At 40.7% G+C, this 25,905-nt stretch carries 24 protein-coding genes; 10 read left to right on the forward strand and 14 right to left on the reverse strand.

Features of this window, described 5'->3' with window-relative positions; genetic code table 11:
• Nucleotides 1–261 precede the first annotated feature (261 nt).
• Nucleotides 262–1,101: a prephenate/arogenate dehydrogenase gene (locus BV375_RS32950; protein WP_086768407.1), complete on the reverse strand. Its 840-nt coding sequence runs from the start codon at nt 1,099–1,101 to the stop codon at nt 262–264.
• 82 nt (nt 1,102–1,183) lie between these two features.
• On the opposite strand from BV375_RS32950, the gene BV375_RS32955 reads away from it, so the two are divergent.
• The 4 genes from BV375_RS32955 to BV375_RS32970 all read left to right on the forward strand — a co-directional run bounded on the left by BV375_RS32955 (nt 1,184) and on the right by BV375_RS32970 (nt 5,009).
• Nucleotides 1,184–2,749, forward strand: a complete 1,566-nt coding sequence (locus BV375_RS32955; RefSeq protein ID WP_086768409.1) for a pentapeptide repeat-containing protein — start codon at nt 1,184–1,186, stop codon at nt 2,747–2,749.
• Nucleotides 2,750–2,806: 57 nt separating this feature from the next.
• The gene (locus tag BV375_RS32960) at nt 2,807–3,400 is read left to right on the forward strand and encodes a DUF1517 domain-containing protein (RefSeq protein WP_086768411.1); all 594 of its coding nucleotides are present in this window, start codon (nt 2,807–2,809) and stop codon (nt 3,398–3,400) included.
• Between the two features lie 70 nt (nt 3,401–3,470).
• The gene (locus tag BV375_RS32965) at nt 3,471–4,352 is read left to right on the forward strand and encodes a hypothetical protein (RefSeq protein WP_086768413.1); all 882 of its coding nucleotides are present in this window, start codon (nt 3,471–3,473) and stop codon (nt 4,350–4,352) included.
• A 66-nt stretch (nt 4,353–4,418) separates the two neighbouring features.
• Nucleotides 4,419–5,009, forward strand: coding sequence for a hypothetical protein (locus tag BV375_RS32970; protein ID WP_086768415.1), 591 nt, complete (start codon nt 4,419–4,421; stop codon nt 5,007–5,009).
• Nucleotides 5,010–5,236: 227 nt separating this feature from the next.
• Here the strand turns inward: BV375_RS32970 and BV375_RS32975 are convergent, their stop codons facing one another.
• Nucleotides 5,237–5,647 (reverse strand): hypothetical protein, encoded by a 411-nt coding sequence (locus tag BV375_RS32975; protein WP_243714129.1) that lies wholly within the window; start codon nt 5,645–5,647, stop codon nt 5,237–5,239.
• Nucleotides 5,637–6,530 carry a pirin family protein gene (locus tag BV375_RS32980; RefSeq protein ID WP_086768417.1) on the reverse strand — a complete coding sequence of 298 codons (894 nt, stop codon included), beginning with the start codon at nt 6,528–6,530 and terminating at the stop codon, nt 5,637–5,639. Before BV375_RS32980 ends, BV375_RS32975 begins: the two co-directional genes overlap by 11 nt.
• 277 nt (nt 6,531–6,807) lie before the next feature.
• Between BV375_RS32980 and BV375_RS32985 the strand changes: the two genes are divergently transcribed.
• On the forward strand, nt 6,808–7,347 hold the full coding sequence (locus BV375_RS32985; protein ID WP_086768419.1) for a PadR family transcriptional regulator: 540 nt from the start codon (nt 6,808–6,810) through the stop codon (nt 7,345–7,347).
• A 360-nt stretch (nt 7,348–7,707) separates the two neighbouring features.
• Here the strand turns inward: BV375_RS32985 and BV375_RS32990 are convergent, their stop codons facing one another.
• The 8 genes from BV375_RS32990 to BV375_RS33025 form a co-directional block, all read right to left on the reverse strand.
• Entirely contained in the window at nt 7,708–8,298 is a 591-nt protein-coding gene (locus tag BV375_RS32990; RefSeq protein ID WP_086768421.1) for a flavodoxin family protein, read from the reverse strand.
• Between the two features lie 80 nt (nt 8,299–8,378).
• On the reverse strand, nt 8,379–9,653 hold the full coding sequence (locus tag BV375_RS32995; protein WP_086768423.1) for an ATP-grasp domain-containing protein: 1,275 nt from the start codon (nt 9,651–9,653) through the stop codon (nt 8,379–8,381).
• Between the two features lie 470 nt (nt 9,654–10,123).
• Nucleotides 10,124–11,179 carry a 3-deoxy-7-phosphoheptulonate synthase gene (gene aroF / locus BV375_RS33000; RefSeq protein ID WP_086768425.1) on the reverse strand — a complete coding sequence of 352 codons (1,056 nt, stop codon included), beginning with the start codon at nt 11,177–11,179 and terminating at the stop codon, nt 10,124–10,126.
• Between the two features lie 214 nt (nt 11,180–11,393).
• Complete coding sequence (locus BV375_RS33005; protein WP_086768427.1) at nt 11,394–11,864, reverse strand: PAM68 family protein; 471 nt, start codon at nt 11,862–11,864, stop codon at nt 11,394–11,396.
• A gap of 11 nt (nt 11,865–11,875) precedes the next feature.
• The gene (gene rpsO / locus BV375_RS33010) at nt 11,876–12,145 is read right to left on the reverse strand and encodes a 30S ribosomal protein S15 (RefSeq protein WP_086768429.1); all 270 of its coding nucleotides are present in this window, start codon (nt 12,143–12,145) and stop codon (nt 11,876–11,878) included.
• Nucleotides 12,146–12,234: 89 nt separating this feature from the next.
• Nucleotides 12,235–13,905: an alpha-amylase family glycosyl hydrolase gene (locus BV375_RS33015; protein ID WP_086768431.1), complete on the reverse strand. Its 1,671-nt coding sequence runs from the start codon at nt 13,903–13,905 to the stop codon at nt 12,235–12,237.
• Nucleotides 13,906–14,109: 204 nt separating this feature from the next.
• On the reverse strand, nt 14,110–14,964 hold the full coding sequence (locus BV375_RS33020) for a cyanophycinase (RefSeq protein ID WP_086768433.1): 855 nt from the start codon (nt 14,962–14,964) through the stop codon (nt 14,110–14,112).
• Nucleotides 14,965–15,319: 355 nt separating this feature from the next.
• Entirely contained in the window at nt 15,320–15,523 is a 204-nt protein-coding gene (locus tag BV375_RS33025) for a hypothetical protein (protein ID WP_086768435.1), read from the reverse strand.
• Between the two features lie 347 nt (nt 15,524–15,870).
• On the opposite strand from BV375_RS33025, the gene BV375_RS33030 reads away from it, so the two are divergent.
• Nucleotides 15,871–17,781, forward strand: a complete 1,911-nt coding sequence (locus tag BV375_RS33030; RefSeq protein ID WP_086768437.1) for an acetate--CoA ligase family protein — start codon at nt 15,871–15,873, stop codon at nt 17,779–17,781.
• Nucleotides 17,782–17,940: 159 nt separating this feature from the next.
• Here BV375_RS33030 and BV375_RS33035 read toward each other — a convergent pair whose 3' ends face one another.
• The 3 genes from BV375_RS33035 to BV375_RS33045 all read right to left on the reverse strand — a co-directional run bounded on the left by BV375_RS33035 (nt 17,941) and on the right by BV375_RS33045 (nt 21,682).
• A complete protein-coding gene (locus BV375_RS33035; RefSeq protein ID WP_086768439.1) occupies nt 17,941–18,984 on the reverse strand; it encodes a 3-deoxy-7-phosphoheptulonate synthase in 1,044 nt (347 codons plus the stop codon).
• A 256-nt stretch (nt 18,985–19,240) separates the two neighbouring features.
• On the reverse strand, nt 19,241–20,899 hold the full coding sequence (locus BV375_RS33040; RefSeq protein WP_086768442.1) for an alpha-amylase family glycosyl hydrolase: 1,659 nt from the start codon (nt 20,897–20,899) through the stop codon (nt 19,241–19,243).
• Nucleotides 20,900–21,304: 405 nt separating this feature from the next.
• The gene (locus BV375_RS33045) at nt 21,305–21,682 is read right to left on the reverse strand and encodes a DUF1823 family protein (protein WP_086768444.1); all 378 of its coding nucleotides are present in this window, start codon (nt 21,680–21,682) and stop codon (nt 21,305–21,307) included.
• A 241-nt stretch (nt 21,683–21,923) separates the two neighbouring features.
• Between BV375_RS33045 and BV375_RS33050 the strand changes: the two genes are divergently transcribed.
• The 4 genes from BV375_RS33050 (at nt 21,924) to BV375_RS38490 (ending at nt 25,873) form a co-directional block, all read left to right on the forward strand.
• Nucleotides 21,924–22,226, forward strand: coding sequence for an acylphosphatase (locus BV375_RS33050; protein WP_086768446.1), 303 nt, complete (start codon nt 21,924–21,926; stop codon nt 22,224–22,226).
• A gap of 484 nt (nt 22,227–22,710) precedes the next feature.
• Nucleotides 22,711–23,247 (forward strand): hypothetical protein, encoded by a 537-nt coding sequence (locus BV375_RS33055; RefSeq protein WP_243714130.1) that lies wholly within the window; start codon nt 22,711–22,713, stop codon nt 23,245–23,247.
• Between the two features lie 154 nt (nt 23,248–23,401).
• Nucleotides 23,402–24,688, forward strand: coding sequence for a histidinol dehydrogenase (hisD, locus tag BV375_RS33060; protein ID WP_086768450.1), 1,287 nt, complete (start codon nt 23,402–23,404; stop codon nt 24,686–24,688).
• 186 nt (nt 24,689–24,874) lie between these two features.
• Nucleotides 24,875–25,873: an aromatic ring-hydroxylating dioxygenase subunit alpha gene (locus BV375_RS38490; RefSeq protein WP_086768453.1), complete on the forward strand. Its 999-nt coding sequence runs from the start codon at nt 24,875–24,877 to the stop codon at nt 25,871–25,873.
• Nucleotides 25,874–25,905: the final 32 nt, after the last annotated feature.

Here is a 25,905-nt window from a genome sequence, read left to right on the forward strand (position 1 = left end):
GCGCTGGCGCGCTGTTGTAGAGTTGCTGTCATGGTTTTATGATTGCGATGCGTGACTGATGTACGCAGGAATAATTACTTATGATGTTTTTTATCATAGAGATTTTGTAACGGATTGTAAAGATGTTTTGCGTAAAGTTTACTTAACTATTTGATAAGTGCAACTTATAACTTCATACATAGCAGGGGGACAAGGGCGAAAAAGCAGGGTGCAGGGGGAGGAAGAAATAACTAATGGCAAAGGACAAATGACTAATGACTGTTATTCAACAAATTCTAGTCGTGCTTTTTGAGTTGACTGCAACTTTGTCTCTAAAGCTGCCCAATCTTCCTGCTCAATTAGGTGAATTAATTTATCTAGGTTATGGCGATATTGTTGCAATGACCCTAGCAATGCTTGCTGATTAAACTGAGCCATCATTACTCCCAACTCAGGATTGCCACCACCCACACGGCTGGTATCGCGAAAACCGGAACTAGCTAAATTTTGGGCTAGTTGTAAAACTGCGGGGTCGGTTTCACCCATGCAAGCTGCAATCAAGGAAGCACTGATCATTACAGGTAAATGAGAAATCCAACTAACAGCGCGGTCATGTTGCTCTGGTTGACAATGGTAAATCTTAGACCCAAGCGATCGCACAATTTCCTCTACTACCGCAATTGCTTCACTTGGTGTTGTATTTATTGGTGTCAGTACATAAGGGCGATCAACAAATAAATGTCGCTGTGCAGCTTCTATACCACTATCTGCGGTTCCTGCCATAGGATGACCGCCAACAAAATTTGACCACAAAGGAGATATAGCCTTGACTATCGGTGCTTTGACAGAACCAACATCAGTCACCACCGTAGTAGCAGATAAATGCGCAATTAACTGATTAACTTGGGGAACAATAAGACCTATAGGTGTACAAATAAATACAACTTCTGCTTTAGCTAAGAGGCTGATCTCGACTGATGCTTCATCAACGCTTCCCAGAGATACCGCCTTTTGGCACGTTGATTCACGACGACTCACTCCCAAAACATGATGTCCTTGCGATCGCAAATCAAAACCCAAAGAACCACCGATCAGTCCGAGTCCTAAAATCCCAATTTTCATTTTTGCTTTTGATAGTCCGTCTTTCAAGTATTTTCTGCGTTATTTACCAACTATTAAAGTTGGCATCTGAGGGGTAGCATTTATGACTGTAGAAGAATTGCTGGAAAAATACACGGCAGGAGTGATTGATTTTAGTGGTATTGACCTCTCTGAAGCTAACTTAAGTGGCGTCAAACTCAGTGGTGTGAATCTTAGCCAAGCCAACTTGAGTATAGTAAATTTGAGTGGTGCGAATCTCAGCAAAGCCAACTTGAGCAATGCCACACTGAATGTAGCGAGATTAAGTGGCGTAAATCTTGTGAGAGCAATTCTCAACAACGCTAGTCTCAATGTCGCAAATCTAATTCGAGCAGATCTTAATCATGCCCAACTCAAGGAAGCCTCATTAGTCCGTGCTGAGTTAATTCGAGCAGACCTGAGTTGTGCAGACCTGTTCGAGGCTAACCTCAGCAACGCGGACCTGCGAGAAGCCACACTCCGACAAGCGAATCTCCGTCGTGCGAACTTAAGTGAAGCAACTTTGCGAGGTTCTTCTTTAACTGGTGCCAACTTAGAGATGGCTAATTTCCACGCCGCCGATTTGGGTCGCACGGATCTCAGTAGTGCTAATTTGCGAGATGCTGAACTGAGAAAAGTCAATCTTAGCCGTGCTAACCTTAGTGGTGCAGATTTGAGTGGGGCTAATCTACGTTGGGCAGATTTAAGTGGGGCCAATCTCCGCTGGGCAGATTTAAGCAAAGCTAAACTAAGTGGAGCTAACTTAACAGGGGCAGATTTGAGCAATGCTAATTTAACTAATGCCAGTTTAGTACACGCCAATTTAACTCAAGCAAAACTAATCAAAGCGGAATGGATAGGAGCCGACTTAACAGGTGCGAACTTAACAGGGGCTAAACTTTATGCCACTTCCAGGTTTGGTTTAAAAACTGAAGGTATCACTTGTGACTGGATTGACCTCTCTCCCACGGGCGATCGCACGATCATTCAAAAGTTTAACGCTGAAGATGCACGCGACTTTTTTAATGAAACTCCGCCGACGATCCGGATTATCGTCGATGCTGCTCTAGAACATGAAGCCAACTTTGCCCTTGCTGGCGCTTATTACCAAATTTCTCGGCAATACCGGAAACTGAAACAGCCACCTACTATGGAAATTGGGCGTCGCCGCACTATTTTCACATTTCGAGTAGATAACGACGAAGAGTTATTGCCTATTGCTTATATAGCGATTCTACCGTTTCATGATGCCACCAACATACAAAAGAATATTGACAAGGTGGTAGAAATGCTCAAAGGTGAAGATATATCTCAGATGGGTTTAAAAATACCTCATCGGGTGAGGCAATTAAGGACTGCGATCGAGGAAGCTAGAAATCAGGCCCAGTCCATTCGGGAAATCCAAAAAATTTTGGAGTTAGCAGCAAAATTAAATTTCTTTAAAACTCCTACCCAGACAATATTAACAAACTCTAGCGCTCAAACTTTGATTTTGTATGACAATCCTTATTTCGGTAAACGATTTATTAATCAATCCGATACCAATGCTGGATTTTTTGATAATATGACCAATGAATCTGCTCAATATATGTTGCCTTCATTAAACATGGTTATAGATTTTGTTAAAAGTTTTCATTACATTGAACAATGAATAATTATCAGTAAAATAATCGTTCACTAATAACTGATAAAGTTGTGGAGGACACAGATGCGTGATACTTTTAATAGAATGATTGGCCGGACTCGCTATGTTGTCTGCCGCTTGTTTTTGCATTTAAGCGGGTCGGAAGTAGCGCCAATTTTGGGGGTATTCAATCGTGTTGCTAGGGAAGCGATCGATGCAGATGGAGACTTACAGGTTTTGGGCGAAGGTTTAGTAGAAATCTCTGAAACCCTATTGCGATCTGATGAATATTGGCTTTCTGCTGCCAATGAAGGTGATGTATTTTGGAGTGAAGGCGAGGCAGGAGATTATGTCAATGAATTATTTAGTGATTCTGCTGAAAGATATGGTGCTGACCTCGATTTAAGTTCTAATTCTGGAGTTAATGAGCCTTTATCTTTACCTGTAACACGCAATATTATTGTGATGATTACAGTGGCGTTTGAAGGAGAAGTACCAGAATTAGAAACTGACTTGTCTAACGTTCAAGCTTTCAAGGAAGGTTTAAAAGCCTTAATTAATTTGCACTACAAAAATAAACTACGGGCAGTTCAGGTGCATTTCTCACCAGCACAGTTGGGCGATGAACTCACTAACGATCAACTGTTGCAATATTATCCAGAATTAATTCCTTTGTAAGTGGTGAGGTAGTCCGTACTTACTATGTGTAGTGAGAAATTGTTAAGCTCAAAGATAGGATACTAGTGCAATGATCATGACCATATTGCGTAGATTTACAGCCGTTTGTTTAGCCATGAGTTTGTGCTTGACAACAGTCGCTTGTGGTGGAGGTTCAGAACAAACAACCCCCTCAGGTAGGAACGTCAGTCAAACTTCTACGGCTACCAAGCTGAATGATGGGCAGTATCAAGTACAACAAGCTACTTACGATGATGGTACTGGGGAGTACACACTGTTTTTGATTAACAGTAAACCTCCAACCTTTATCACTGAAAACTTACAAATGGCCAGGCTTACAGATGAAGAAATTAAAGAAGGTAAGAAAAGTTATCTAAAAGTAGAAAATGGGCAGCCAAATCTATACTTAACTGAAGACTTTAAAATTGAATACGTTCATAACGTTACTGAGAACAAAACTAATCCCCAAACAGGACAACAGGAAACAGTCGTTGTCCGTCGCGAAAATGGCTTCTGGGCACCCTTTGCTGGGGCGGTGGCTGGTAATATAGCAGGTCAGGCGATCGGTAGTCTATTATTTAGACCCCAGTATTATGTACCCCCGGTCTATCAATCTGGAGGAGTTTTGACTGGCTTTGGTGGATACGGTAGCAGCTATGACCAAGCTGTTTCTAGCTACCGCAGTCGCTACAATGCACCACCAGCAGCCGTGAGGAATCGCACTGCTTTCCGCACTACCGGGACAATTAGAAGAACTTATCCTAGCGGGACTTCAGTTACACCACGTCGTACTACTACTAACCGTCCTAGTGGTTCCGGTTTTGGAGGTAGTGAACTCAGACCTTCCAATAGTTCCAGATCTACTAGACGCACTCCTAGCGGTAGTAGCTTTGGTAGCGGGGGACGTAGTAGTGGTCGTCGCGCACCTGCTTTTGGCAGTAGACGCCGCTAAATTTGAGACTTCTGTCTCAGCGAGAGGTATTTTGAAATAATCTTGAATTTTGGGATGTCCGCATATATGGCTGACATCCCTTATTTGTTAGGTTGGTGTGGCGGTAATGAAGCTATTCAAGTCATCACACATTTATATCAAAATCCTGCAACACCAGATTTTGTCAAGCATATTGCTTTTGAAGCATTGTTGAAACTAGTAGATGCAGAAACTAAAACAAGGTTGCAAATCCAAAAAATTGCTAGTTTACCTCCAGAATTGCAACCTTTAACACAAAGCGGATCATTGGATGCGTTTGCAACTGCACTACATACATATTTAGAAAGTGGAAATTATCAAAATTTTGCTGTTCTCGATACAATTTATCAAATAGATAACGAATATGTGCGCCCAGCATTAATAAATATTTTACGTAGCGCTCCTTTTCTGCCGAATTACTTTCAGCGAATTCGACATATTTTTAAAATAGCTGAATACCGCCAGGATGCTGAAATATTTGCCATTCTTGCTTACCGATTTGATAAGCAAAAAGCTATGTTTTCTAGTAGGAGATATACAATCAATCTTCCAAATGAGCAATCTTTAAGAAAACCTGGTTTGTATTGGAATGACGAAATAAAAAATTATTCTGAAATTCTTAAAAACGAAATTGAGTAATAAATACCTGGGCGATTAGAAATCGCGGCTATACAAACAAAGTCCGCCTTCGCGGGTTTGTTTGTATAGCCCCAGACTTCTAGTCTGAAGGCGATTCGCCAAAACAGGATGCTCCCGAGTGAATCTCAACAAGAGGGGGAAATAAAGGTAAGCGATCGCCCTATTTAGGCTATTTAAAAGTGTGAGCATCTGGCTCAGAACGGAAACCAGATCCTCACAGTGTCTTACTACTTAACCGCAAGCAGTTGTGATACCTCTGCGTGTGCTAAAACAACGCTAGGTTCGCGCTGGAGAGCAGCATAATACTTTCTGGCAAAAGCGTTACCTAACTCTGACGGTACGATTAACCTGCGAGCATCGGCAATCAACTTTTGCACAGATTCCGGTAATATGGGTTCATCTGCTGCCAGCATTTCATCAATTTGCACAACTAGCTCAGAAATGCGATGTAGCCAAGCAAATTGTTCGTGATCGATAACTAGTTGTAAAAGTTCGGCACTGGTTACTCTACCGCGTACTTGTTCGTAAGCGATGCGTTCTGTCTCCAGCAAACTGGAGTGCAGACTGAGGAATTTGTTGCGCAAATTGCGTAAAAATTGCTGTTGATTGATTCGTTGTAGAAGTATGTTAGAAGTCAATGGAACCCATCCTCCCGTTACGATAGTCGTCAATTGCTTGAATAATTTCGGCTTCAGTATTCATTACAAATGGGCCGTAGCGAACAACTGGTTCGTTTAGCGGTACACCAGCGATGAGTAATACATCTAATGGTGATTTTGCGTTCGATGGATTTGCGATCGCCACTTCCTCACCGTCTTGTGCAAACAATACCATCTGCCCATCTCCCGCACGTTCTTTTTCTGCACCAAACAAGCCTTCTCCATCAAGCACATATATAAAAGCATTGTATTCTTTTGGCACAGGCTGAACTGCGATCGCATCTGGTTGAAGTGTGAAATGTAAGTACATAATCGGAGTTTGCGTCTCGATAACAGCTCTTGCTCCTAAGGCTTCTCCAGCTATAATTTTTACCTTCACCAAACCGTCTTTTGTTTGCGCAGTGGGAATTCTTGCTGATGGAATTTCCTGATAACGCGGCTTGATCATTTTGTCGCGACGGGGTAAATTCACCCACAGTTGCAGTCCGTGAACCCGTCCGCCAGTACGAGCAAATTCCCGATCTGGCATTTCTGAATGCACAACACCTGCTCCTGCTGTCATCCACTGCACATCGCCAGCACTCAGTTTTCCTGCATGACCTTGAGAATCTTTATGTTCAACGCGCCCCTCTAAAATATAGGTGACAGTCTCAAAGCCTCTGTGTGGATGATCTGGCGCTCCCTTTGCTTTACCTGGTTCAACATCAACAGGGCCAAATTCATCAAGGAGGAGAAACGGGTCAAAGTCGGTAAAGCTGCTCTTGGGAAAAGGCCGACGCACCAGCATACCTTCACCTTCTAGCGTTTGTACGCTATTGATGATTCCTGCGACTGTTCGCATTGTTTGTATTTGAGTCGTCATTAATCTCCTCCTTGGTATGCTATTGTTCAGCTTGATACTTGGTCAAGTGCAGAACATTGGCACAGTCTGAATCTGCACTGGTAGGTCATAAAATTTAGATGACAAAAAGTGGTGGCTTGTTTGATTGCAAACTAACTATTTATGTTCTTTGACCAAGCACACCCTAATTTCAATCTTTATGTGTTAAGCCTTATATATGATTAGTCTAATATTAGCATGAGATCATATAAAAACTAAAAGAGAGAACTTCCCCCACTTTAGCTTCGGAAAACCGCCTATGTCTTTAGCTCATACAATTCTCGGTTTGCTTCAGCAAGAAGAGATGACAGGTTACGACCTGAAAACCACCTGCTTCGATCGATGCGTTGCTCATTTGTGGCCCGCAGACCAGGCACAGATTTATAGAACTCTAGATAAACTGGTTGAGCAGGGTTGGATTAGTTGTAGCGTTGAGATTCAGAGCGATCGCCCTAATCGCAAGGTATATTCGATCACAGAAGCCGGAAAAGCCGAATTTATCCGGTGGTTGCAATATCATCAGCCTTTACCGACATTACGAGAACCTTTGCTTATGCAATTATATTTTGCTGCGCAATTACCAAACGCAGCCATTATTAAATTGCTAGAACAGCAGCTAGCTGTACGTAAAAACAAATTGGCTGAGTGTGACAATATTCACTTACCGAAACTGGATGAGTGTGCAAATCGCGAGCAGATTATGCAACGGCTCGTACTAGATTTGGTAACTCAACGAGAACAAACTTATATTAATTGGCTGAAAACAGCAATTGATGTCATTGAGCGTACACCTAACTAAACATGAGGTGGAGCTTTTTATGTTTATTTAAATATTTATACTGGATAAATGTGTAACTTTCAGAACTTATAGTTATGAAAATCTTTGGCTCGTAGTTGCGCTTTAGCGCTAAAGCGCAATTACGAGCTAGTGATGATTATTTGCAGCAACTTATATGATATCCGGTAAATTACCCTAAATATGTCATTGCGAGTGGAACGCAGTGAAACGACGCAATCACATAGTTTTTGAGATTGCTTCCCTACGGTCGCAATGACGGTTATTTGAACGGACATGATATTACTTATATTGATTAAGGGTATGACTCAAGATGTAATACCCTTAATTTTTTGTTCAGATGTGATTTGGTAATGAAATATCTTACTTAACCCAACGTTTAGTTGCCTCTGCAATGCGTTGTCCAAAGCGTTCTGAGGTGAGGCGATCGCCTTCATCTAAAACTGCTGGGTTGCCACTCATGTCAAGAGGACTTTGACCAAGTACACCCAGAAAACCTCCCAATCGATTTACGCCATCATCCTTACCAAATAAAAAGCTTTGCAAGTCTCCCACATTTACCCAAATCATCCCATGCTGGGCTGCGTTCGTTGCTAAATATAAAAGCGTTCCCTGCTTATCGCCACTAGGTGAGCTAGAGTGGGTAAAGCCAGCAGCAATCTTGTCTTTCCAGCCATGTCTAAACCAAACTGAGCTTGCTGCATCAATAAAAGCCTTAAACTGAGCCGCGATCCCACCCATATAGGTAGGCGAACCAAAAACGATCGCATCTGCCTGGTTAAGCTTTTCGAGAATACCATCATCTTGCCAGCGACCATTCACAATCTGTTCGCCAGTAATCCGCAGCAGTTCGACAGTTGTATCATCAACTTGGCTTACACCTTTGGCAACAGCTTCAGCCATCAGGTGAGTATGACCTGCACCAGAGAAGTAGACGACCGCAATAGTAGGCATAATGAAACCTTGGTTAATTTAACTACAAATTACCGAGGAATATCATAGAGACTACTTGCTCTTAAGTAAAGAAAAGTCATTTAACTAAGCCAGTGCAATCCCTTCTTTTGTAAGTTTTGCTCAATCTGCTGCATTTCCTCAAATGTTTCGCCAGTAACGATCCCGTAAATTTCGGTATAGATTTTTCCGTATTTGACCTTCTCTAAAGCCGAGAGAATAATTAAATCTTTGCGATCCAGTTCGGGTTTTAGAGTTGTTAACACAGAGTCTAATGTCCCATCTATGCGGTAGTCACTGGAATATTTAGCCACTTCCTTTCCTAGTCTTAGTAGGGTATGACGCTGCAAACATAACGGTGTTGAGCCATTAACTCGGAAATTGGCATCAATTGTATAAAGCTGTCCATCTTGGTTTTCTAGCACATCAAAGCCAATTACGCCGAAATAACCTTGCTCATGAGCATACTGACCAATAGCAGCAATCATCTCAAAGAACTTACTCATATCAGTTTCGCGGTAATGAATTAGTCCGCCTAAATAATTGCCCTCTGAGGTGACGAGTTGAGTTGTAGTCCCGATGAGCGTTATTTCTCCCGTTTTGCTGACATAGAACTGTACGCAGTAGTTCTGTACAGCATTTTTAATGAACTCCGAGACAATAATCCAATCCAGTAATTTAATATCGAGATACTTCTTTAATTCTTGCCAACAGTAGTTCAAATCGCTAATGCTTTTGATTATGTAAGTACCTTCTCCTGAGAGTCCATGAGAAGTTTTGATCAAATAGGGAAATTGCTCTGGTAACTGAATGTCTTCGAGACTGACATTGTGAAGATTGTAGCTCTTGTATTTCGGGCATTCTACCCCTAACTCTGCTAGCGTCACTTTACTCAGCAAATGGTAGTGAGTGTTGGGAGCGATCGCGTGTTTTTCATGTCGTAGATTATCAAAGGGAAATAGCGTGATAATTTTGTTAAAGCGTTCGCTCTGGCTAAGTTCCTCCAAATAAACAGAGCAATCGAACATCTCCATATTGCTGTAATTAAAGCCAAAATGCTCTCGCCAGTAGTCAACCAGTAAGTTTTGCGGCGGAATTATTACAATCCCCGGAATAGCTTCGCCTAGCACAGCCAAATTTTTCCAAGGTTCCTTTTGACAAATCTTATCGAAAGACGTTTTAGTGGACTCACTACTGCCATCTTGAATGTAGTATTTTTTCGTGTTGGGGTAAGCTGCCCAACGAGCAGTTGCTGGGTAATTTGGGAGAAATGCATAACTTGCATCTAAAATGTCCTGAGCAAATAGATCTGATAAAGAACTTCCTTGAAAGTAATGAAAGTCGTATTGCTGGTTCATAAAAATCTCAGGTTAATTTATATTTCAATATTTTTAAACCACATTTTTACGTTTAAAAAATAGCATCATCTCAAGCTTTGATAAACCCAAAAAGTATTTTTAATAAGTGTGATACTCGCTTTCAAAAGCAATGATAAAGCTAAAATTTTCTAATTAAATTAACCATAAATGCTGAGTTATATTTCAACTTCTACTATAGGAATATCTTTCTCTATACCAAAAGTTTTATTTTCTATCTATTCGTCAAACTCTTGTAAAGTGGGCATTTTAGTCGCCCTGATTATGCAAGTTAAATCTGTAACAGCTATCAAACCACAGATAAATATCGGTGTTTATCTGTGTGCATCTGTGGTTATTTTCTGTCTTAATTCGGATTGAGCAAGCTAATACGCTTACTGATTATTTTTTTGTGAAAATTGTCATTTAGCTTTTGTAAACACACATGACTAATGATCAATAACAAAGGACATTTAAGCAACTGCAACTGCCTGTTGCCAACGTCCTACAGCCTTACCAACTACTGCTAATTCTTGCATCAAGTTCTCGAAAGCATCTGGTGTGAGAGATTGGGGCCCATCTGATAAAGCTTTTTTCGGGTTGGGGTGAACCTCAATCATGAGAGAATCTGTACCAGCTGCGATCGCGGCCATTGCCATTGAAGGCACAAACTCAGACCAACCCGTACCGTGACTGGGGTCAATCATAATTGGTAGGTGAGTTAGCTTGCGTAAAACTGGCACTACCGATATATCCAGGGTATTGCGAGTAAACTGGCGGTCAAAGGTGCGAATACCGCGTTCGCATAAAACTACATTCGGATTTCCCGCCGCTAAAATGTACTCAGCAGCCATCAACCAATCTTCAATAGTAGCTGCCATTCCTCGCTTCAAAAGCACTGGTTTTGATTGCGCTCCCACTTTTTTGAGCAGAGAGAAATTCTGCATATTTCTAGCACCTACCTGAATCATATCGGCAACTTCCGCGATTTTATCCAGGTCGGCGGCATCCATAACTTCTGTAATCACGCCAAGTCCGCTGACTTCCCTCGCTTTTGCCAATAAATCCAAAGCACTCTCGCCATGTCCTTGGAAAGCATAAGGTGAAGTCCGGGGTTTGTATGCACCACCGCGCAAAAACTTAGCTCCCGATGCTTTGACACGCTGGGCGGTCTCGATAATCATTTCCTCAGTTTCTACAGAGCAGGGGCCAGCAACCACTACTACTGGATGATGTTCGCCAAATACAACAGGCCCATCAGGAGTATTAACCACCACATCCGAAGCTTCACCGTGGCGGTATTGACGACTAGCCCGTTTGTAAGGCAATTCTACGCGCAAAACTTGCTCAATCCAAGGGCTAACTTCCTGAATTTGTAGGGGGTCTAAATCGGCAGTTTCACCTACCAAACCAATAACTACTTTGTGCTTACCGATAATTTTTTCCGGCGTTAGCCCCCAGCTAGTTAATTCTTCGCTAATACGATTAATTTCTGCCTCTGGGGAACCGATTTTCATTACGACAATCATGATTAAATTCCCTGATTACTTAACTTGCTATTTAAGGGGCGTAACCTTCTATTAATTTAAAAATCTAGCGCTCAGTGATTTTGCCATTGAAGATTGGAGGTATAAGATAATCATAAATCTTTAATTAGCAATGTTGAAGTTATTAAATTTCAACTTCAACATTCACTCTAAAATTTACCCAACATTACAGTCTTCTGATAACTGAGCGCCAAAATCAAACTTTCTTTTGCCGAGTTTCGCGCCAAACCTCTACCATGCGTCCCCAATTGGTGCCGAATTCACCCAAACCCAGCCAATTGCCAACTCTGTCTTCCTCCCAAGAGGCAGAGAGAACGCCATAGGTGATTCCCAATACCCCTAAACCAAAGAATCCCATGTTTACCAATAACACAGCGATGGGAGCTAGTCTGATGTCGGTATAGATGGTCAATAGATAGCTGACTACCAAAGTGGTAATACCCAAAGCCGTTGGTATACCACAGAATGCGGCTACTCGCCGAATCATCCGTTGACTAACCACTTTTGGGATTGCCATTTCCTCCTTAGTAAAGGGAGGCTGTTTAGTTGTCTGTCCCTTAGATTCCTTGGACTGTGCTGGTGGTTGACTCCTGGCTTTTGCTGGTTTTTGGCGCTTTTTATTCGGTTCAAAAGGTAAGCGACTGCGTTCAGATTCTTCAGCAGACATAAGCGGTATCCTTAACCACGAATTCCCAGACGAGCAATTAAAGCTTGATATTTTTCTCGGCTTTCCTGCTGGACATAGGATAGAAGACGCTTGCGATGACCAATTAGCTTCAACAATCCTCTGCGAGAAGAATGGTCTTTCTTGTTTGCCTGAAGATGTTCACTGAGACGATTAATCCGCTCAGTGAGCATGGCAATTTGGACATCGGCAGAGCCGGTATCAGTTTCGTGAACTTGATAGCTGGAAATGAGTTCTTGTTTGCGCTGTTGCGTCAGAGCCATGATCGATTCAATTTCTAGTTTTTTAAATTTATGCAGCAGTCTCTAATAATATCACAGCCCTCAAGCTATGGAGTGAAACAACTTTACTGTTAGTGAGCAACAAATATTTTGGCTGTGTAGGATTGCAGGTCAGTCACCAAACCATCCTTGCCAACTTCTACCTGAGTATTAGCCAACCAATCTTGCCAATGTTCAGCCGATGGGAAGTTCGGGATATGATAGCCCATGAGATTCTGGTTAGAGAAATTGACCATAACCACTACTTGAGCACCTTGATTGTGCCAACGGACGTATGCTAGAAGCTGTGCCTGTAAATCTTCGTGGAAAAACTCTATATTGTCACTTTGCAGGGCTAGATTGTGTTTACGGAGGACGATGAGTTTTTTGTAATACTCAAATAAATCCCGATTTTCAGGTTTTTCTAGCAATGGCCAAGCAATTTTCTTCGGTTGAGTAACGTTTTCACTCTTGCGCTTATGTTCGCCAAACTCTTCACCCATCCACAGCATTGGGATACCCATTGCCGTCATTAACAGTACAGCGGCTAACTTAGCACGTGTAAATGCCGCTTCATCAAAGATACCGCGGTTACCTAATTCTCTAAATAAACGTTCGCGATCGTGAGTTGCTAAGTAATTTATGGCATTCGTAGCAGTTTTATAACCTTGTTGTCTAGGATCTAAAACTTGCTTGAGATGATCCAATTCAAATTTTTCCCCACAAATATGTGGAATTACAAAGTAGTGAAAACTTTCATGCCAGCAAGCATCTAGTGGACCCTTTGGGGTTGTGACTTTGCTGGTATCAGGAATATGTTCGGCAATGTTATAAAACGGCTTAGCTACAGTATTCTTTTTAGCTTGTGTGGCTAGCCAATGCAAAAATTCAAAGTTGGCTAATTGACGTACTGCATCAAAGCGAATGCCATCAATGTGATACTCCTGAATCCAAAAACGCACTACATCCCCGACGTATTTCCAAGCAGGTTTAACATCTAATTTTTCGTCATAGTTATCGTAGTTAAACTCTGGTCCCCAATAGTTTGCTGGGTCCTCCGGATAGTGCATGTGTTCGTAGTACCAGTAATTCCTGTCAATTAGCATTAACGGGCATTCTTCATCAGTATGGTTATAAATTCCATCCATGAACACCCGAATGCCTCTCCTGTGGCACTCATCAATTAATCGCTTTAAATCTTCTGTTGAACCATAGCTAGATTCTGTGGCGAAAAAATGGCGTACTTTGTAGCCCCAGCTATAATCGCCAGGATACTCATTAACTGGCATTAATTCAACTGCATTAATGCCTAATTCCTGAAGATAATCTAACTTTGCAATAGCATCTAAATATTGTCCGCGTTTTTCTCTATCAACCTCACCGCCTGTAAAATCGGCAACGTGCATTTCATATATTACTAATTCCTCGTTTTCTGGCAGAGGTATATCATCGTATTGCCAACTATAACTATCAACAATCCGTTTGCCATTTTTAATTCGCACCAAGCCAACTTTTTGCTGCTCATCAACATCTGTGGCATAAGGATCAATCACATCTACCCATTCATCTGGGGAAAAATTAGGGCTTTGAGTTTGTATACGAAATTTATATTGATGAATACCATCTTCTAACTTTAATTGAGTATAAAAATACCCATCCTCAGTTTTCTCCATTGGCGTTTCTTGCCAGTCAGAAAATGACCCGATTAAAGTTGCTTTTTTATTACGAGGAGCAAACAATTTAAATTCAATTAAACTAACCATTTCTATTCTTGATAGCTTTTTATAACTCACTGAAACAGATTAGGTATTTTTTTGACTAATCATAATGTTACTAATCCCCCTAAATTCTTAATAAAAAAGGCTTTTTAACCTCTTTTTTAAGATATTGGGGGGATCTGCAAGAACTAAACATTACTAATCGATAAATATTTATTCTTTAGTTAATTCACATGCATCTACTAAAAGTTAGATACTTGCTGAACCAACAGGTACAGAGGCATCTGCCACTGAGGCGTTTTGTAGGATAGGCTTACGGGTTCTTAGGTCAAATTTATAGCCATGTGGCAAGATATGAAGTTTAGCTCCAAAAATAGCTAAAGGCTCATCCCTTAAAATTTCGTCAATATTGTTGTGTGTTGCTTCTGACTCATCAACGATTGTGACCGCACCTTCACCAACAACTTCAATTTGGTTATCGGTCACTACCATAGCGGTATTCTCGTCAATGCCAAATCCTAAGTCAGCAGGTTCTTGTAACAAAGCAGAAATTAAGCGTCCAAGACGACCACGCTGTGAAAAATGCTGGTCGATTACTACTCCTGGTAAAAAGCCCATACCAGGTCCCATATCGACAATTTCAATTCGCGGATTTGTTTCTGAATCACCTTCTACAATCATTTTATCAGGCATCACGGCAGCACCAGCACTTGTACCTCCTACAACTATTCCTTCAGCAAATCGCTTGTGAATAGCTTCATCAAGTTGAGTGTCCTTGAGGATGCTAGTAATTCGGGCTTGATCTCCACCAGTAAAAAATACCCCAGTGGCGTTCTCAACGGCTTCTAAAGCAGTCGATGAAGATGCATCTTCACGAGTTTCCGTATCAACTATACGAACTTTCTCCGCTCCTAGCCGTTCAAAAACTCTAATATAATTTTCGCCAACTTCCCTTGGGAGTTCAGTGGCCGCTGTCATAATAACGATATGAGCCTTTGTACCGCCTGCACGGCGCAGAAACTCTCGCAGGATCTGGCAATCCCCTTCTTTATCTTCAGCTCCACCAATAATCACCAGCTGCCGTTTAATTTCGCTCGTCACCATGATGTCACCTTAATTTTATGTAAGTATTTTCAATAAAGCATGACAATTCCAACTATAAAATCATCCATTTGGTAGATTAAGCAATGAATTTTTAAATTAAAACTTCTCTCAATAATTTTCCATAATTAATCAAGCATAAAATATCCAGATTATTGACAACTTACATTATTTAAAGTCAATATAGAAGTTTAGTAATTTATAAGCCTATAGAATAATTTTCTATAGGCTTATTGAGTTATTATTTTTTATCTAGTTAATTTGGAAAAGTGAAAACATATTAGAAAGTTTTTGCTTGTGTAGAAGGTTTTTGACAAAAATCGCAAATCTATTGAAATGTTGATTTTTATCGAACTGTCTAATTCACTTGACTTCTAGAGAGCAAGTTGACTAAAAAAAGGCGAGCTTGTTCTAGTGGGAGATGTCTGGGTTTACCCTGATAGACAATTTGGTACTCATCGCTGTCTGGACCATCTCCATATCCAGAAATAAGCTTGAGATGAAATGCTTGATCAGCAAGTTGCCGAACTTGATTTCTCAAGGAAACTTGTGCGCTGTTCATACTTTGCTGTCTCTTAAATATCCGTATATTAGATATATAAAACTTGTGAGGGGATCGCACCTTTCAAAGGTTATATTTTTTATGGATAGTATTTGGTGTAAAAATATTCTTGGCCTAGTCCACACTGAGTCATAAAAATAGAAGCGGCTTGATTATGCCCTTAGATAGCTGAAAAACTTTGTCAGTAGAGTTAAGCTGTGCCAGTGAAGGTTGAGTTTTATACTCTGATTTAGTCGCAATGCGATCGCTCCCCAAGCAATAACGAGAATTAATTGATCGTAGATAGGTCTGGGTAAACGCAACTAAGCGTCCGGACTTCAGGGTGTTTAGCTAGAGGTTTATCATCAATGCTTCAAGAAAAAAGCACCGATGCAGTCCGCATCAATGCCAGAAAAACCGACGTGTTTGATATTTTCCACTTCAAACATTACATGGGACCGAACCCCTATCTGGAAGTAGGGGCCCTAGTATTCGATTTTGTTCTGACCGAGTATAGAAAACCTCTGCCCATTGAGGACTATGTTTCTATTATTAGCGATCGCTATCCAAATTTAGGCAATCAAGAATACGAATCCTACGCCCATCTGTTTGCCCAAACTCTATCAGAAGTAGGAAAACTCGAAATGGGCTTACACCTAACCCGGTGGAGTGTAAACCCAAATCCAGATGATGTGCGTATTGCTATTCAATCGCTTCACGAACGTACAACCAGAGGGGTAGTGTACTTTGTTTGGGATTGGTTTGAAGCTATTAATAGAGATGCAGACTTTCTTTTTGAAGATGAGCTAGTACGCTTACAAAATAGATTTAGGCAATCTGTCTACGGTGGTCCTACAGTCTACGCCTTACTAAACAAAGCTTACGAAAAAGGTATTCCCACTTTTTATTTGTGGGAAGAAGGACTGATGCAATACGGCTATGGAAAAAAACATATTCGCGGTGTAGCGACAACTTTTGACTGTGATAGCCACATTGATTCAGACTTTACCACTCGCAAGGATGACTGCAAGGCTTTCTTAAAAACTTTGGGTTTCCCCGTACCTGAAGGTGATATCGTTACTACTGAAAAAGAAGCCCTAGCAGTAGCTAGAGAAATTGGCTATCCAGTAGCAGTTAAGCCTGTAGTAGGGCACAAAGGAATTGGTGTTACAGCCGAGGTACAAGACTCTGAAGAACTAGAATCTGCGTATAGTAGGGCACTTGCTGCGATTCCCGATGAACAGCCCACGCGGATAATTGTCGAGAAAAGCATATCAGGAGCAGATTTTCGCTTGCTGTGCGTCAATGGAAAATTTGTCGCCGCCACAGAACGCCGTCCTGCATCGGTTGTGGGTGATGGCTACTCTACTATTGATGAGTTAATTCGCCTAGAAAATCGAAAAGCTGCGCGTTTAGATACACCCACTTCGCCAATGAGTAAAATCCAGCGTGATGAAGCGATGGAATTGTACTTAAAGGAACAGCGTTTGACATTAGATAGCGTCATTGAAAAAGACCGCACTGTTTATCTGCGTAAAGTAGCGAATCTCTCGGCTGGCGGTATCAGCATTAATGCCACGCACACAGTTCACCATGACAACATTATATTGGCGCAGGACATTGCCCAACACTTCCGGTTAACTTGTCTTGGTATCGATGTTATTACCAAAAGCCTTGCTGAGTCTTGGAAATCTGGTAACTTTGCTATTCTAGAAATCAACGCCGCACCTGGAGTTTTAATGCATCTGAACCCTGCGGTTGGTGACAGTGTTGATGTACCTTCCCACATCTTAGGAACCTTTTTTGAATCAGGCCCAGAGGCTAGGATACCAATCATCACCTTCAATAAAATCCCGCTTCAAGAGTTGCAAGAAACGATTGACCATATTCTTTTGCAACATCCTGAGTGGACAGTTGGGGCTGTTTGTCGTGATGCAGTTTTCGTGAATCGGTCGAAAAAAATCTTAAGCAAAGACTACAATAGCAATGTTCAAAGTTTGTTACGTAATCCCAAACTTGATTTACTAATTGTCGAATACGAGGACGATATTTTAGAAAAGGATGGAATGTTTTACCAAGGTAGTAATATGGTTGTGCTAGATAATCCTACCGAGACTGAAATGATGTTAGTGCGGGATATTTTAGACGGCTCTACTGTGGTGATTAAGAAAGGAAGTAATGTTTCTATTAGCCGTAAAGGGTTAATTGAAGATTACACTTTGGGAGAGGATGAACCATTTACACGAGTTTATTTGAAAGAAGTCGGTACGATTTTGTGAGGTATTGACCTCAAATCTTTCGCGTCTTAGTGCCTTTGTGTTTAATAAGGTCGACCCACAAAGACACTAAGACACAAAGAAAAAAGGATTCTCTCTCATCCTTACATAGTAAATGATGACTGATTTTTAAATCAGAGTCACAGAAGAAAACACAGATTACTACTTAAGTTTTTCGTAGGCTGTTAAAATAACCTTTTCTGTTTCCTCCCAGCTAATACATTTGTCTGTCACCGATACACCATATTGCAATTCATCTTTTTGACAATTGACTGGTTGATTACCTTCAAATAAATTCGATTCCAGCATCATGCCAACAATGGATGTATTGCCATCAACTACTTGTTGAATAACATTTTCTAAAACAGCAGCTTGTAATTTGTAGTTTTTATTTGTATTTCCATGACTACAGTCAATTACAATTCTTGGTGGTAAATTCGCTTCTTTTAACTTCTGTTCTACGAGTCTTACATTTTCGGTATCGAAATTGGGTAGATTACCACCTCGTAAAATAACGTGACCATAGGCATTGCCTCTAGTTTGAAATACACTTACCTGCCCATCTTGATTAATGCCTAGAAAATTATGAGGAGTTCTAGCAGATTGTAGGGCATTTAAAGCTACTTGAATATTGCCATCAGTACCGTTTTTAAAACCCACAGGCATCGAAAGTCCACTTGCCATTTCCCGGTGAGTTTGTGATTCGGTTGTGCGCGCGCCAATGGCAGACCAGGCAATCAGTTCACTAATATACTGAGGTATGATAGGGTCAAGGGCTTCTGTAGCAGCAGGTAATCCCATTTCTGCAATTTTTAACAATAAGCTACGAGCAATTAACAAACCATTTTCTACATGGAAAGAATCATCCATTTCGGGATCGTTAATCAATCCTTTCCATCCTACTGTTGTTCTGGGTTTTTCAAAATAAACCCGCATAACCAAGAGTAATTTATCCTGGACTTTCTCTGCCAAAATTTTCAATCTTTCTGAATATTCGATGGCTGCTTTTGGATCGTGAATTGAGCAAGGGCCAACAACTATGAATTTCCTTCTATCTTGAAAATCTAGGATTTTTTCTAATTCTTCCCTATATTTCAGAACTGTCTGTTCGGCTAATTTAGTTAATGGTACTTTTGCTTTTACTTCGTTCGGAGTTAATAAAACATGAGAATTCTCAATGTTGGCGTCGAACAATGTGTTGCGCATGGAGCAGAACATGTGATTTATGCTACTATATTGAGGCTTAAAAATTATACACATTTATAAGACCAAATCTACACAAAATCAGAGATTTTTAAAAAACGTAGATTTCAGGAATCATAAAGACACTATTATCTTGTATTTTATTAGACAAAATAAATAGTTTTGATAGGCTCAGTCGATCATCCTAATTAAAAAGGAGGGCAATATCTCCCCCCTTCTTTCTGTTACTAGAATATTTAATCAGTACCAGTGTAATTCATTACTGCCAAACGAATACTTTGGCTTCGTATGGTCCAATATCAGTTATGATGCCATCGTCCCCAGCTTCCACATCATAATTAGCTGTCCACTCGTGCCATGTGCCACTACAAGGAAAATTAGGAACATGATAACCAGCTAAGAAGTTTTCTGAAAAATTTGCTACTACTACAACTTGAGAACCTTCATCGTTCCAACGGCTATAAGCTAACACTTTCGCCTCTGGATTCTCATGGATGAAATCAATATTCTCTGTGTAGAGTGCATGGCTATTTTTACGCAAGTTAATCAAGCCTTTATAGTATTCAAATAAACTAGAATTTAGGTCATTACCTAGTAGCGTCCAATCGATTTTGGCTGATTCAGGTTGTTTGGGTTTGTACTCTCCAAATTCTTCACCCATCCAAACCAAAGGCACTCCAACAGATGTCATCAGGAGCGCTACTCCTAATCTAGCTCGTCTAAATGCTTCTTCATCAAAAATATTCCGATTACCCAGTTCTACCATCAGGCGATCGTGGTCGTGGTTAGTAAGATAATTTACCACATTGGTAGCACCCATAAAACCTTGACGTTTACTATCAATAACGTCTTTGAGGTTTTCTAAATCAAAAGTGTCACCACAAATGTGTGCAGTAACTGTATGATAAAAGCTGTCATGCCAGCAACCATCCATTGGTCCATCTATATTAGTAATGCTGGTAGTTTCTGGAATGTGTTCTGCAATATTGTAAAAAGGTTTTGTACCAGCAGCATTTTTCGCTTCTTGAACAATCCAGTGCATGAAATCGTAGTTGGCAATTTGCCGCGCTGCGTCATAGCGAATACCATCTATATGATATTCTTCAATCCAAAACCGGACGGCATCACCGATAAATCTTCGTGCCGGAAATGTATCTAAATTTTCGTCATAATGTTCGTAATTAAATTCAGGACCCCAACTATTATCAGGGTCACGAGGAGCATGATGATACCAATAATCGTGGTCAATTTGTGTTAATGGTCCAGAAGCTTCTGAATGGTTATAAATACCATCCATAATGATGCGAATACCTCTAGCATGACACTCATCAATCAGATTTTTTAACTCGTCTGTGGAGCCATAACTAGATTCAGTTGCAAAAAAATGGCGAGGGTTGTAACCCCAGCTATAATCACCAGGATATTCTTTCACTGGCATCAACTCGATCGCGTTGATTCCCAATTCACATAAATAATCTAATTTTTCAACAACATGTTTATACTTACCTCTTGCATAAGGATCATCCTCACCGCCAGAAAAATCTCCAACATGCAATTCATAAATTACTAATTCGTGGTCAGCAGGCAAAGGTTTATCATCATGTTGCCAAACATAGGTATCAACAATCCTAGACCCATCTTTAATCCTAACGATACCGTTATCTTTGCCACCAAATTCGTCAATATTAGTTGCATAAGGATCTGTTACATCGACCCATTGTTCTGGCTCTAGGAACCATGAATTTGATTGCACACGAAATTTATATTCATAACTACCATCTTCTAATTCAACAGAAGTACGGAAATATCCATCATCACCTTTTTCCATTGGAATTTCTTGCCAATCAGAAAAAGAACCAATTAATGCTACGCCTTTGTTATAGGGAGCAAATAAATTAAATTCAATTGGCTTCGCCATGTTATTAATTAAAGTAGAAAATCTTGGTATAAAGTATTTTCTTATTTCTAATTAAATTAGCCAATCATTCCCTGGAAATAAATAATTATGTAATTACTCCATCTTCAGGAAGAAATTTTAAATTCATTACTAGTAAAATTTATAATCAATTACTTAATATACAGTTTTCATATAGGATTCATACTTGATTTCTGAAATATATGTAGGCTGGGTAGTGCCCACCAAAACCCTGATCTAGTGGGCACTGCCCAGCCTACAGAGACGTATATTTTTGCGATAATCAAATCTGATTCCTATAGCTATTAAAAAGTTAGTTTTTACCCAGAAAGAAATTTTAATAATCATAAAATTAGCAGATATTAGGTAAAAAATAGACGATTTTGCCAAAATATCTGCTATGTATGCTTAGTCTAAATTACTGCTATTTTGATGCAAATAACTAAATAACCAATTAGCTGCTGTTGCCCTACGAGTTTGCCGAGGCCCGAATTCACCAATTTTGTAACCTTTGAAACCTAATTTTTCTTTGAGTATTTGTTTGTTTTCCTTTGGAATAGAACGAGTTAATTTGACTATTGCAGGACGACTATCAATAAAATCTGGTGGTTGTGGGTAATCATCGCGCCATTCTGCTACTACTTTGCTACTATCCCATTCTCCAGTTGCAGAGTTGTAGCGATAACCTAAGTAGTGCCATACCAACTGATTGACTGTGGTATCATCAATTTTTTCGTTGAGAATTGCCCAAATAGTTTCTGTAGTGAGTGGTGGCAAGTTAGACATAAGCAAGTTGAAATTCTAAATCTATACGTTGGGTAATTGGTAATTGCAAATTCAGGATGCGGTTGATGGTTATAGTCCCCAGTCTCTATGACCTGTTGTGGACAAGCATCCTTAATAGCGATCGCAATCTTAGTGAAAAACAATTTATCACTAATAACCAGCTAGACTAACAAATATAGGGATGATTTTATCCTTGTGTAAAAACCCAGTACACTGGAAATCGTAACGCATAGACCAGTCAATGCCGAGTCTTAAACCGCAACCAGAGCTAATCCGTGCTCATGTTTTCATTTCTGGACGAGTCCAGGGAGTTGGCTATCGCTACGCCACAGTAGATGCAGCTAGTCAATTAGGATTAAATGGCTGGGTGCGAAATCTTCCCGATAGCCGGGTGGAAGCAGTTTTTGAAGGGACACGAGAAGTAGTAGAAGAGATGATTCGCTGGTGTTACATGGGGCCTCCGGCTGCTGTGGTAAAAAATGTTGTCGTTGAGTACGAACAACCGGAAGATTTGCGTAGATTTGAAGTGCAGCGTTTAAGTTAAATCTTACTCTTTTGGAGATGAAGTTTACCCTACGAATAAATCCGGTGCTTTAAAAATAACACAGCGCTTTTAAGAGATTCTACACAAATAAATCTGAGAGTTTGTATGTATGGCTATCTGAAATACGAAGTATAAATTTCTCTCCATATATCCTTCTTTTAATTAGAAAAGAGTAAAATCGCCTGTTTGATTCTCTCCTTAGGTAAAGTTTGGTTTAGAGTATCTTGTACCATCAGCACTGATAAAAATCGAAGCTATATTTGTAGTATGCCTATCTGCTAATTAAGGTGATACCTATAAAGGATAAATACTCATAATTAATCTGCGGATAAGTTTAATAGCTAAGTTTTAGATTTCAGTTATGTTAATGCACTCCAAGGGCAAAAATCAAAGAATTTGGAGTTTGCCTAGACTGGCGATAGTAGGGTTGAGTCTAGCATCTTTGAGTTTAGCGACAACAAGCATAATTTCCCTTCAGCCAGTAATGGCGAAAGAAAGTGATCGGCTAGCCAAGGCTTCTGCGGAACTACCAGTTGTAAAATCAGCGGCTTTGGGTACAAATATGGATGTGCCTTGGTCAAAGCCCGTGAGAATTGATGATCCTTTTGAAGGCAATTACGTGGGGATTTTTGACCGGAATTACTTCTGGCGAAACTTTGTTAATAATAATGCTAGGGTTGAAGTAATTAGCCTGTGGAGCCGAAACTCTATTCGTGTTCTGCTAGCTTATAGCGATCGCCATTGCTCCTATGGCTCATACTACCGTACCCTGATCAGAGTACCTGATTGTTTGGTATTTAACAATACACTTCAAATTACTAATCTTTATATAAAACTAGGCGAACAGGTATTTCGTTTAGAAGGCAACAACAATACATTTAAAGTTAGCGACGAATTAGCAACGGCTCTTAAAAACTCACCTTCTAAAAATGTGAGTATTAGGCTTTTGTCAGAAACTGGAGAAACGGTGGATAGCGCAATTGGTAAACGAACCGTGGAAGGATGGAAAGCTATTTACTAAAAGTAAATAAATCGCATCGAGAAAGTTACAGCTTAATTTGCAAAGATAGAACTTATAACCTTAAAAATTAAGCTTGTTTAAGCATAAATTTGGGGTAAAATATTAATGTTTATGCCCAATTATTGTTAACCTTAGGACATCTAAGATACTGTCCATGCAGCTACTTCAAACAACCGACAAAGATTTTTCTGCCAAATTCAAAGCACTTGTGAACGATCGCCGGGAAGCAACTGTTGATGTTAGCGGGACAGTACGAAATATTCTGGCTGATGTCAAAGTGCGTGGTGATGCCGCAGTTCAGGAATATACCAGCCGCTTTGACCATTACAATTCCCAATCTTTGCGTCTAAGCGATACATTTATTGCAGAACTTGCAGCCCAATGTCCGGCTGATGTCAAAGCCGCATTAGAACTAGCCGCTGAAAGAATTGCAGCGTTCCATGAAAAGCAACTGCCCCAAGATGTCGGCTACACTGATACAGTCGGGGTCAGATTGGGATTAAATTGGGTAGCGCTAACGCAAGTAGGAATTTATGTTCCTGGAGGACGTGCCAGCTATCCTAGTTCTGTATTGATGAATGCCCTACCAGCGAAAATTGCTGGGGTAGATCGGATTGTGATGACAGTGCCAATGCCGCGTGGTGAAATTAATCCAGCAGTATTGGCAGCAGCTAAGATTGCTGGTGTAACAGAAATATACGGTATTGGTGGGGCACAAGCGATCGCAGCCCTAGCCTATGGCACAGAAAGTATTGCCCCTGTCGATAAAATTGTCGGGCCTGGTAATGCCTATGTTGCCGAAGCCAAACGCCAAGTATTTGGCACAGTAGGAATTGACAGTATTGCCGGTCCATCGGAAATTCTCGTTGTCGCCGATGACAAGAACAATCCAGATTGGATTGCTTGGGATTTACTATCGCAAGCCGAACACGATCCCAGCGCCCAATCGATTTTAATTACCGATTCCGAAACATTCGCACAAAAAGCGATCGCGGCAGTTGAGCAGATTTTGACAACTTTGGCTACCAGAGAGGTAGCTAGTGCCAGTTGGCAAAAACATGGGGCAGTAATTATTGTCAATGATTTAGTAGAAAGTATTCCCCTACTGAATCAGCTAGCACCAGAACACGTGGAATTATGTGTAGATAACCCGCAGTTTTTTGCCAACCAAATCAAGTGTGCTGGTAGCCTATTTTTAGGGCGCTATACACCAGAAGCAATTGGTGATTATTTAGGCGGACCCAACCATGTCCTTCCAACTGCGCGTTCTGCCCGTTTTGCCTCTGGTTTGAGTGTCTACGACTTTTTGAAACGGATTACTTATTTGGAATGCAATCAACAAGCATTGCAGAAAATCGGTAAAGCAGCAGTGACACTAGCAGAAGCAGAAGGTTTACCAGCCCACGGCGGTAGTGTATCTGTACGGCTAGAGGAACGATGAGACAGATCAGGAAGAAATAAATATCTTCACCCTTGACCTTTGGCTCTTAAAGTCAAACAACAGACGAGTTAGATACCTAGCTTGTGACACATCTTCAAGTCTCTTAACAAATTCTAAAAGTGCTTTGATGTCTTGACCACAGGATGATTAAGATATAGGTATTTGACCTGATGGGTGTCGATACTCATGGTGCAAGACCAGATTTTGCTGAATGATTGGCATGTAATAGCGCGATCGCAAGACCTCCAACCTGAAACAGTTCTGCACAAACGCTTATTAGGCTCAGATCTAGTACTCTGGCATAATGGCGAGAAAGTCTTAGCTTGGCAAGACCTTTGCCCTCATCGTGGCGCTCGTCTTTCTCTGGGATATGTCAATAAAGATACCCTTGTTTGTCCTTATCACGGTTTAGCTTTTAACAGCGAGGGCAAATGCGTAATAGTTCCGGCTAATCCAGAACAATCGCCTCCTGCACAAGCTTGTGTTAAAACTTACCACGTTCAAGAGCGTTACGGCTTGCTGTGGGTTTGCTTAGGGACACCAAAACAAGATATCCCTCCGTTTTCTGAGTGGGACAATCCTGTCTATCGCAAGATTTTCTGCGGCCCCTACCACTATCACTCTAGCCCGCTGCGGGCGCTGGAAAATTTTATCGATCCGGCACACTTCCCAATTCTGCATTCAGGATTATTTGCCCACGCCAGTCGTCCTGAATTGACGCACTATGAATTAGAGTCTGTTAGTGATGGGATTAGTTTTAAATGTGGGTTGTGGGAACTAGATTTTAATTCGGGTAATCCTAAAGAAGCTCCACTGATTTTCAACACTTACAATTACCGCATCTTCCGTCCGCTAGTGGCATACTTTAAACTCGGGCCTGGAGATCATCGTTTAAATATCTTCTATACAATTACGCCAGTCGATGAAGATGAGTGCGTGGCGCAACATTGGTTAATGGTAAACAGCGCCCGTGAAATTCCATTGCAAGTCTATCTAGATATTCAAAATCAACTTGCTAGTCAAGATATTGCCATTGTCGAGTCCCAGCAACCCCGACGCTTACCTTTGGATTTGCAAGCAGAAGTACATTTACCGAGCGATCGCTATTCTATTGCATACCGTAAGTGGCTCAAACAACAGGGCGTTACTTTCGGCACCATTTATACCAATTCACTAAAACTGTGATACAGATAAAGAAGGAATAAATATCAACGAGT

Origin of the sequence: Nostoc sp. 106C (assembly GCF_002154725.1) — a bacterium.
Classification (GTDB): Bacteria; Cyanobacteriota; Cyanobacteriia; order Cyanobacteriales; family Nostocaceae; genus Aulosira.

Bases quoted from the DNA above. Each gene is read 5' to 3' on its own strand.
- BV375_RS32960 (WP_086768411.1), top strand. From the start codon at position 2,807: ATGCGTGATACTTTTAATAGAATGATTGGCCGGACTCGCTATGTTGTC.
- BV375_RS32995 (WP_086768423.1), bottom strand. From the start codon at position 9,653: ATGAACCAGCAATACGACTTTCATTACTTTCAAGGAAGTTCTTTATCA.
- BV375_RS33055 (WP_243714130.1), top strand. From the start codon at position 22,711: ATGGCGAAAGAAAGTGATCGGCTAGCCAAGGCTTCTGCGGAACTACCA.
- BV375_RS32985 (WP_086768419.1), top strand. From the start codon at position 6,808: ATGTCTTTAGCTCATACAATTCTCGGTTTGCTTCAGCAAGAAGAGATG.
- BV375_RS32970 (WP_086768415.1), top strand. From the start codon at position 4,419: ATGGCTGACATCCCTTATTTGTTAGGTTGGTGTGGCGGTAATGAAGCT.
- hisD (WP_086768450.1), top strand. From the start codon at position 23,402: ATGCAGCTACTTCAAACAACCGACAAAGATTTTTCTGCCAAATTCAAA.
- BV375_RS33005 (WP_086768427.1), bottom strand. From the start codon at position 11,864: ATGTCTGCTGAAGAATCTGAACGCAGTCGCTTACCTTTTGAACCGAAT.
- BV375_RS32955 (WP_086768409.1), top strand. From the start codon at position 1,184: ATGACTGTAGAAGAATTGCTGGAAAAATACACGGCAGGAGTGATTGAT.
- BV375_RS32965 (WP_086768413.1), top strand. From the start codon at position 3,471: ATGATCATGACCATATTGCGTAGATTTACAGCCGTTTGTTTAGCCATG.
- BV375_RS32950 (WP_086768407.1), bottom strand. From the start codon at position 1,101: ATGAAAATTGGGATTTTAGGACTCGGACTGATCGGTGGTTCTTTGGGT.
- rpsO (WP_086768429.1), bottom strand. From the start codon at position 12,145: ATGGCTCTGACGCAACAGCGCAAACAAGAACTCATTTCCAGCTATCAA.
- BV375_RS33035 (WP_086768439.1), bottom strand. From the start codon at position 18,984: ATGCGCAACACATTGTTCGACGCCAACATTGAGAATTCTCATGTTTTA.
- BV375_RS32980 (WP_086768417.1), bottom strand. From the start codon at position 6,530: ATGACGACTCAAATACAAACAATGCGAACAGTCGCAGGAATCATCAAT.
- BV375_RS32990 (WP_086768421.1), bottom strand. From the start codon at position 8,298: ATGCCTACTATTGCGGTCGTCTACTTCTCTGGTGCAGGTCATACTCAC.
- BV375_RS33020 (WP_086768433.1), bottom strand. From the start codon at position 14,964: ATGGTGACGAGCGAAATTAAACGGCAGCTGGTGATTATTGGTGGAGCT.
- BV375_RS33030 (WP_086768437.1), top strand. From the start codon at position 15,871: ATGCTTCAAGAAAAAAGCACCGATGCAGTCCGCATCAATGCCAGAAAA.
- BV375_RS33050 (WP_086768446.1), top strand. From the start codon at position 21,924: ATGCCGAGTCTTAAACCGCAACCAGAGCTAATCCGTGCTCATGTTTTC.
- BV375_RS33045 (WP_086768444.1), bottom strand. From the start codon at position 21,682: ATGTCTAACTTGCCACCACTCACTACAGAAACTATTTGGGCAATTCTC.
- BV375_RS33025 (WP_086768435.1), bottom strand. From the start codon at position 15,523: ATGAACAGCGCACAAGTTTCCTTGAGAAATCAAGTTCGGCAACTTGCT.
- BV375_RS33040 (WP_086768442.1), bottom strand. From the start codon at position 20,899: ATGGCGAAGCCAATTGAATTTAATTTATTTGCTCCCTATAACAAAGGC.
- BV375_RS33015 (WP_086768431.1), bottom strand. From the start codon at position 13,905: ATGGTTAGTTTAATTGAATTTAAATTGTTTGCTCCTCGTAATAAAAAA.
- BV375_RS38490 (WP_086768453.1), top strand. From the start codon at position 24,875: ATGGTGCAAGACCAGATTTTGCTGAATGATTGGCATGTAATAGCGCGA.
- aroF (WP_086768425.1), bottom strand. From the start codon at position 11,179: ATGATTGTCGTAATGAAAATCGGTTCCCCAGAGGCAGAAATTAATCGT.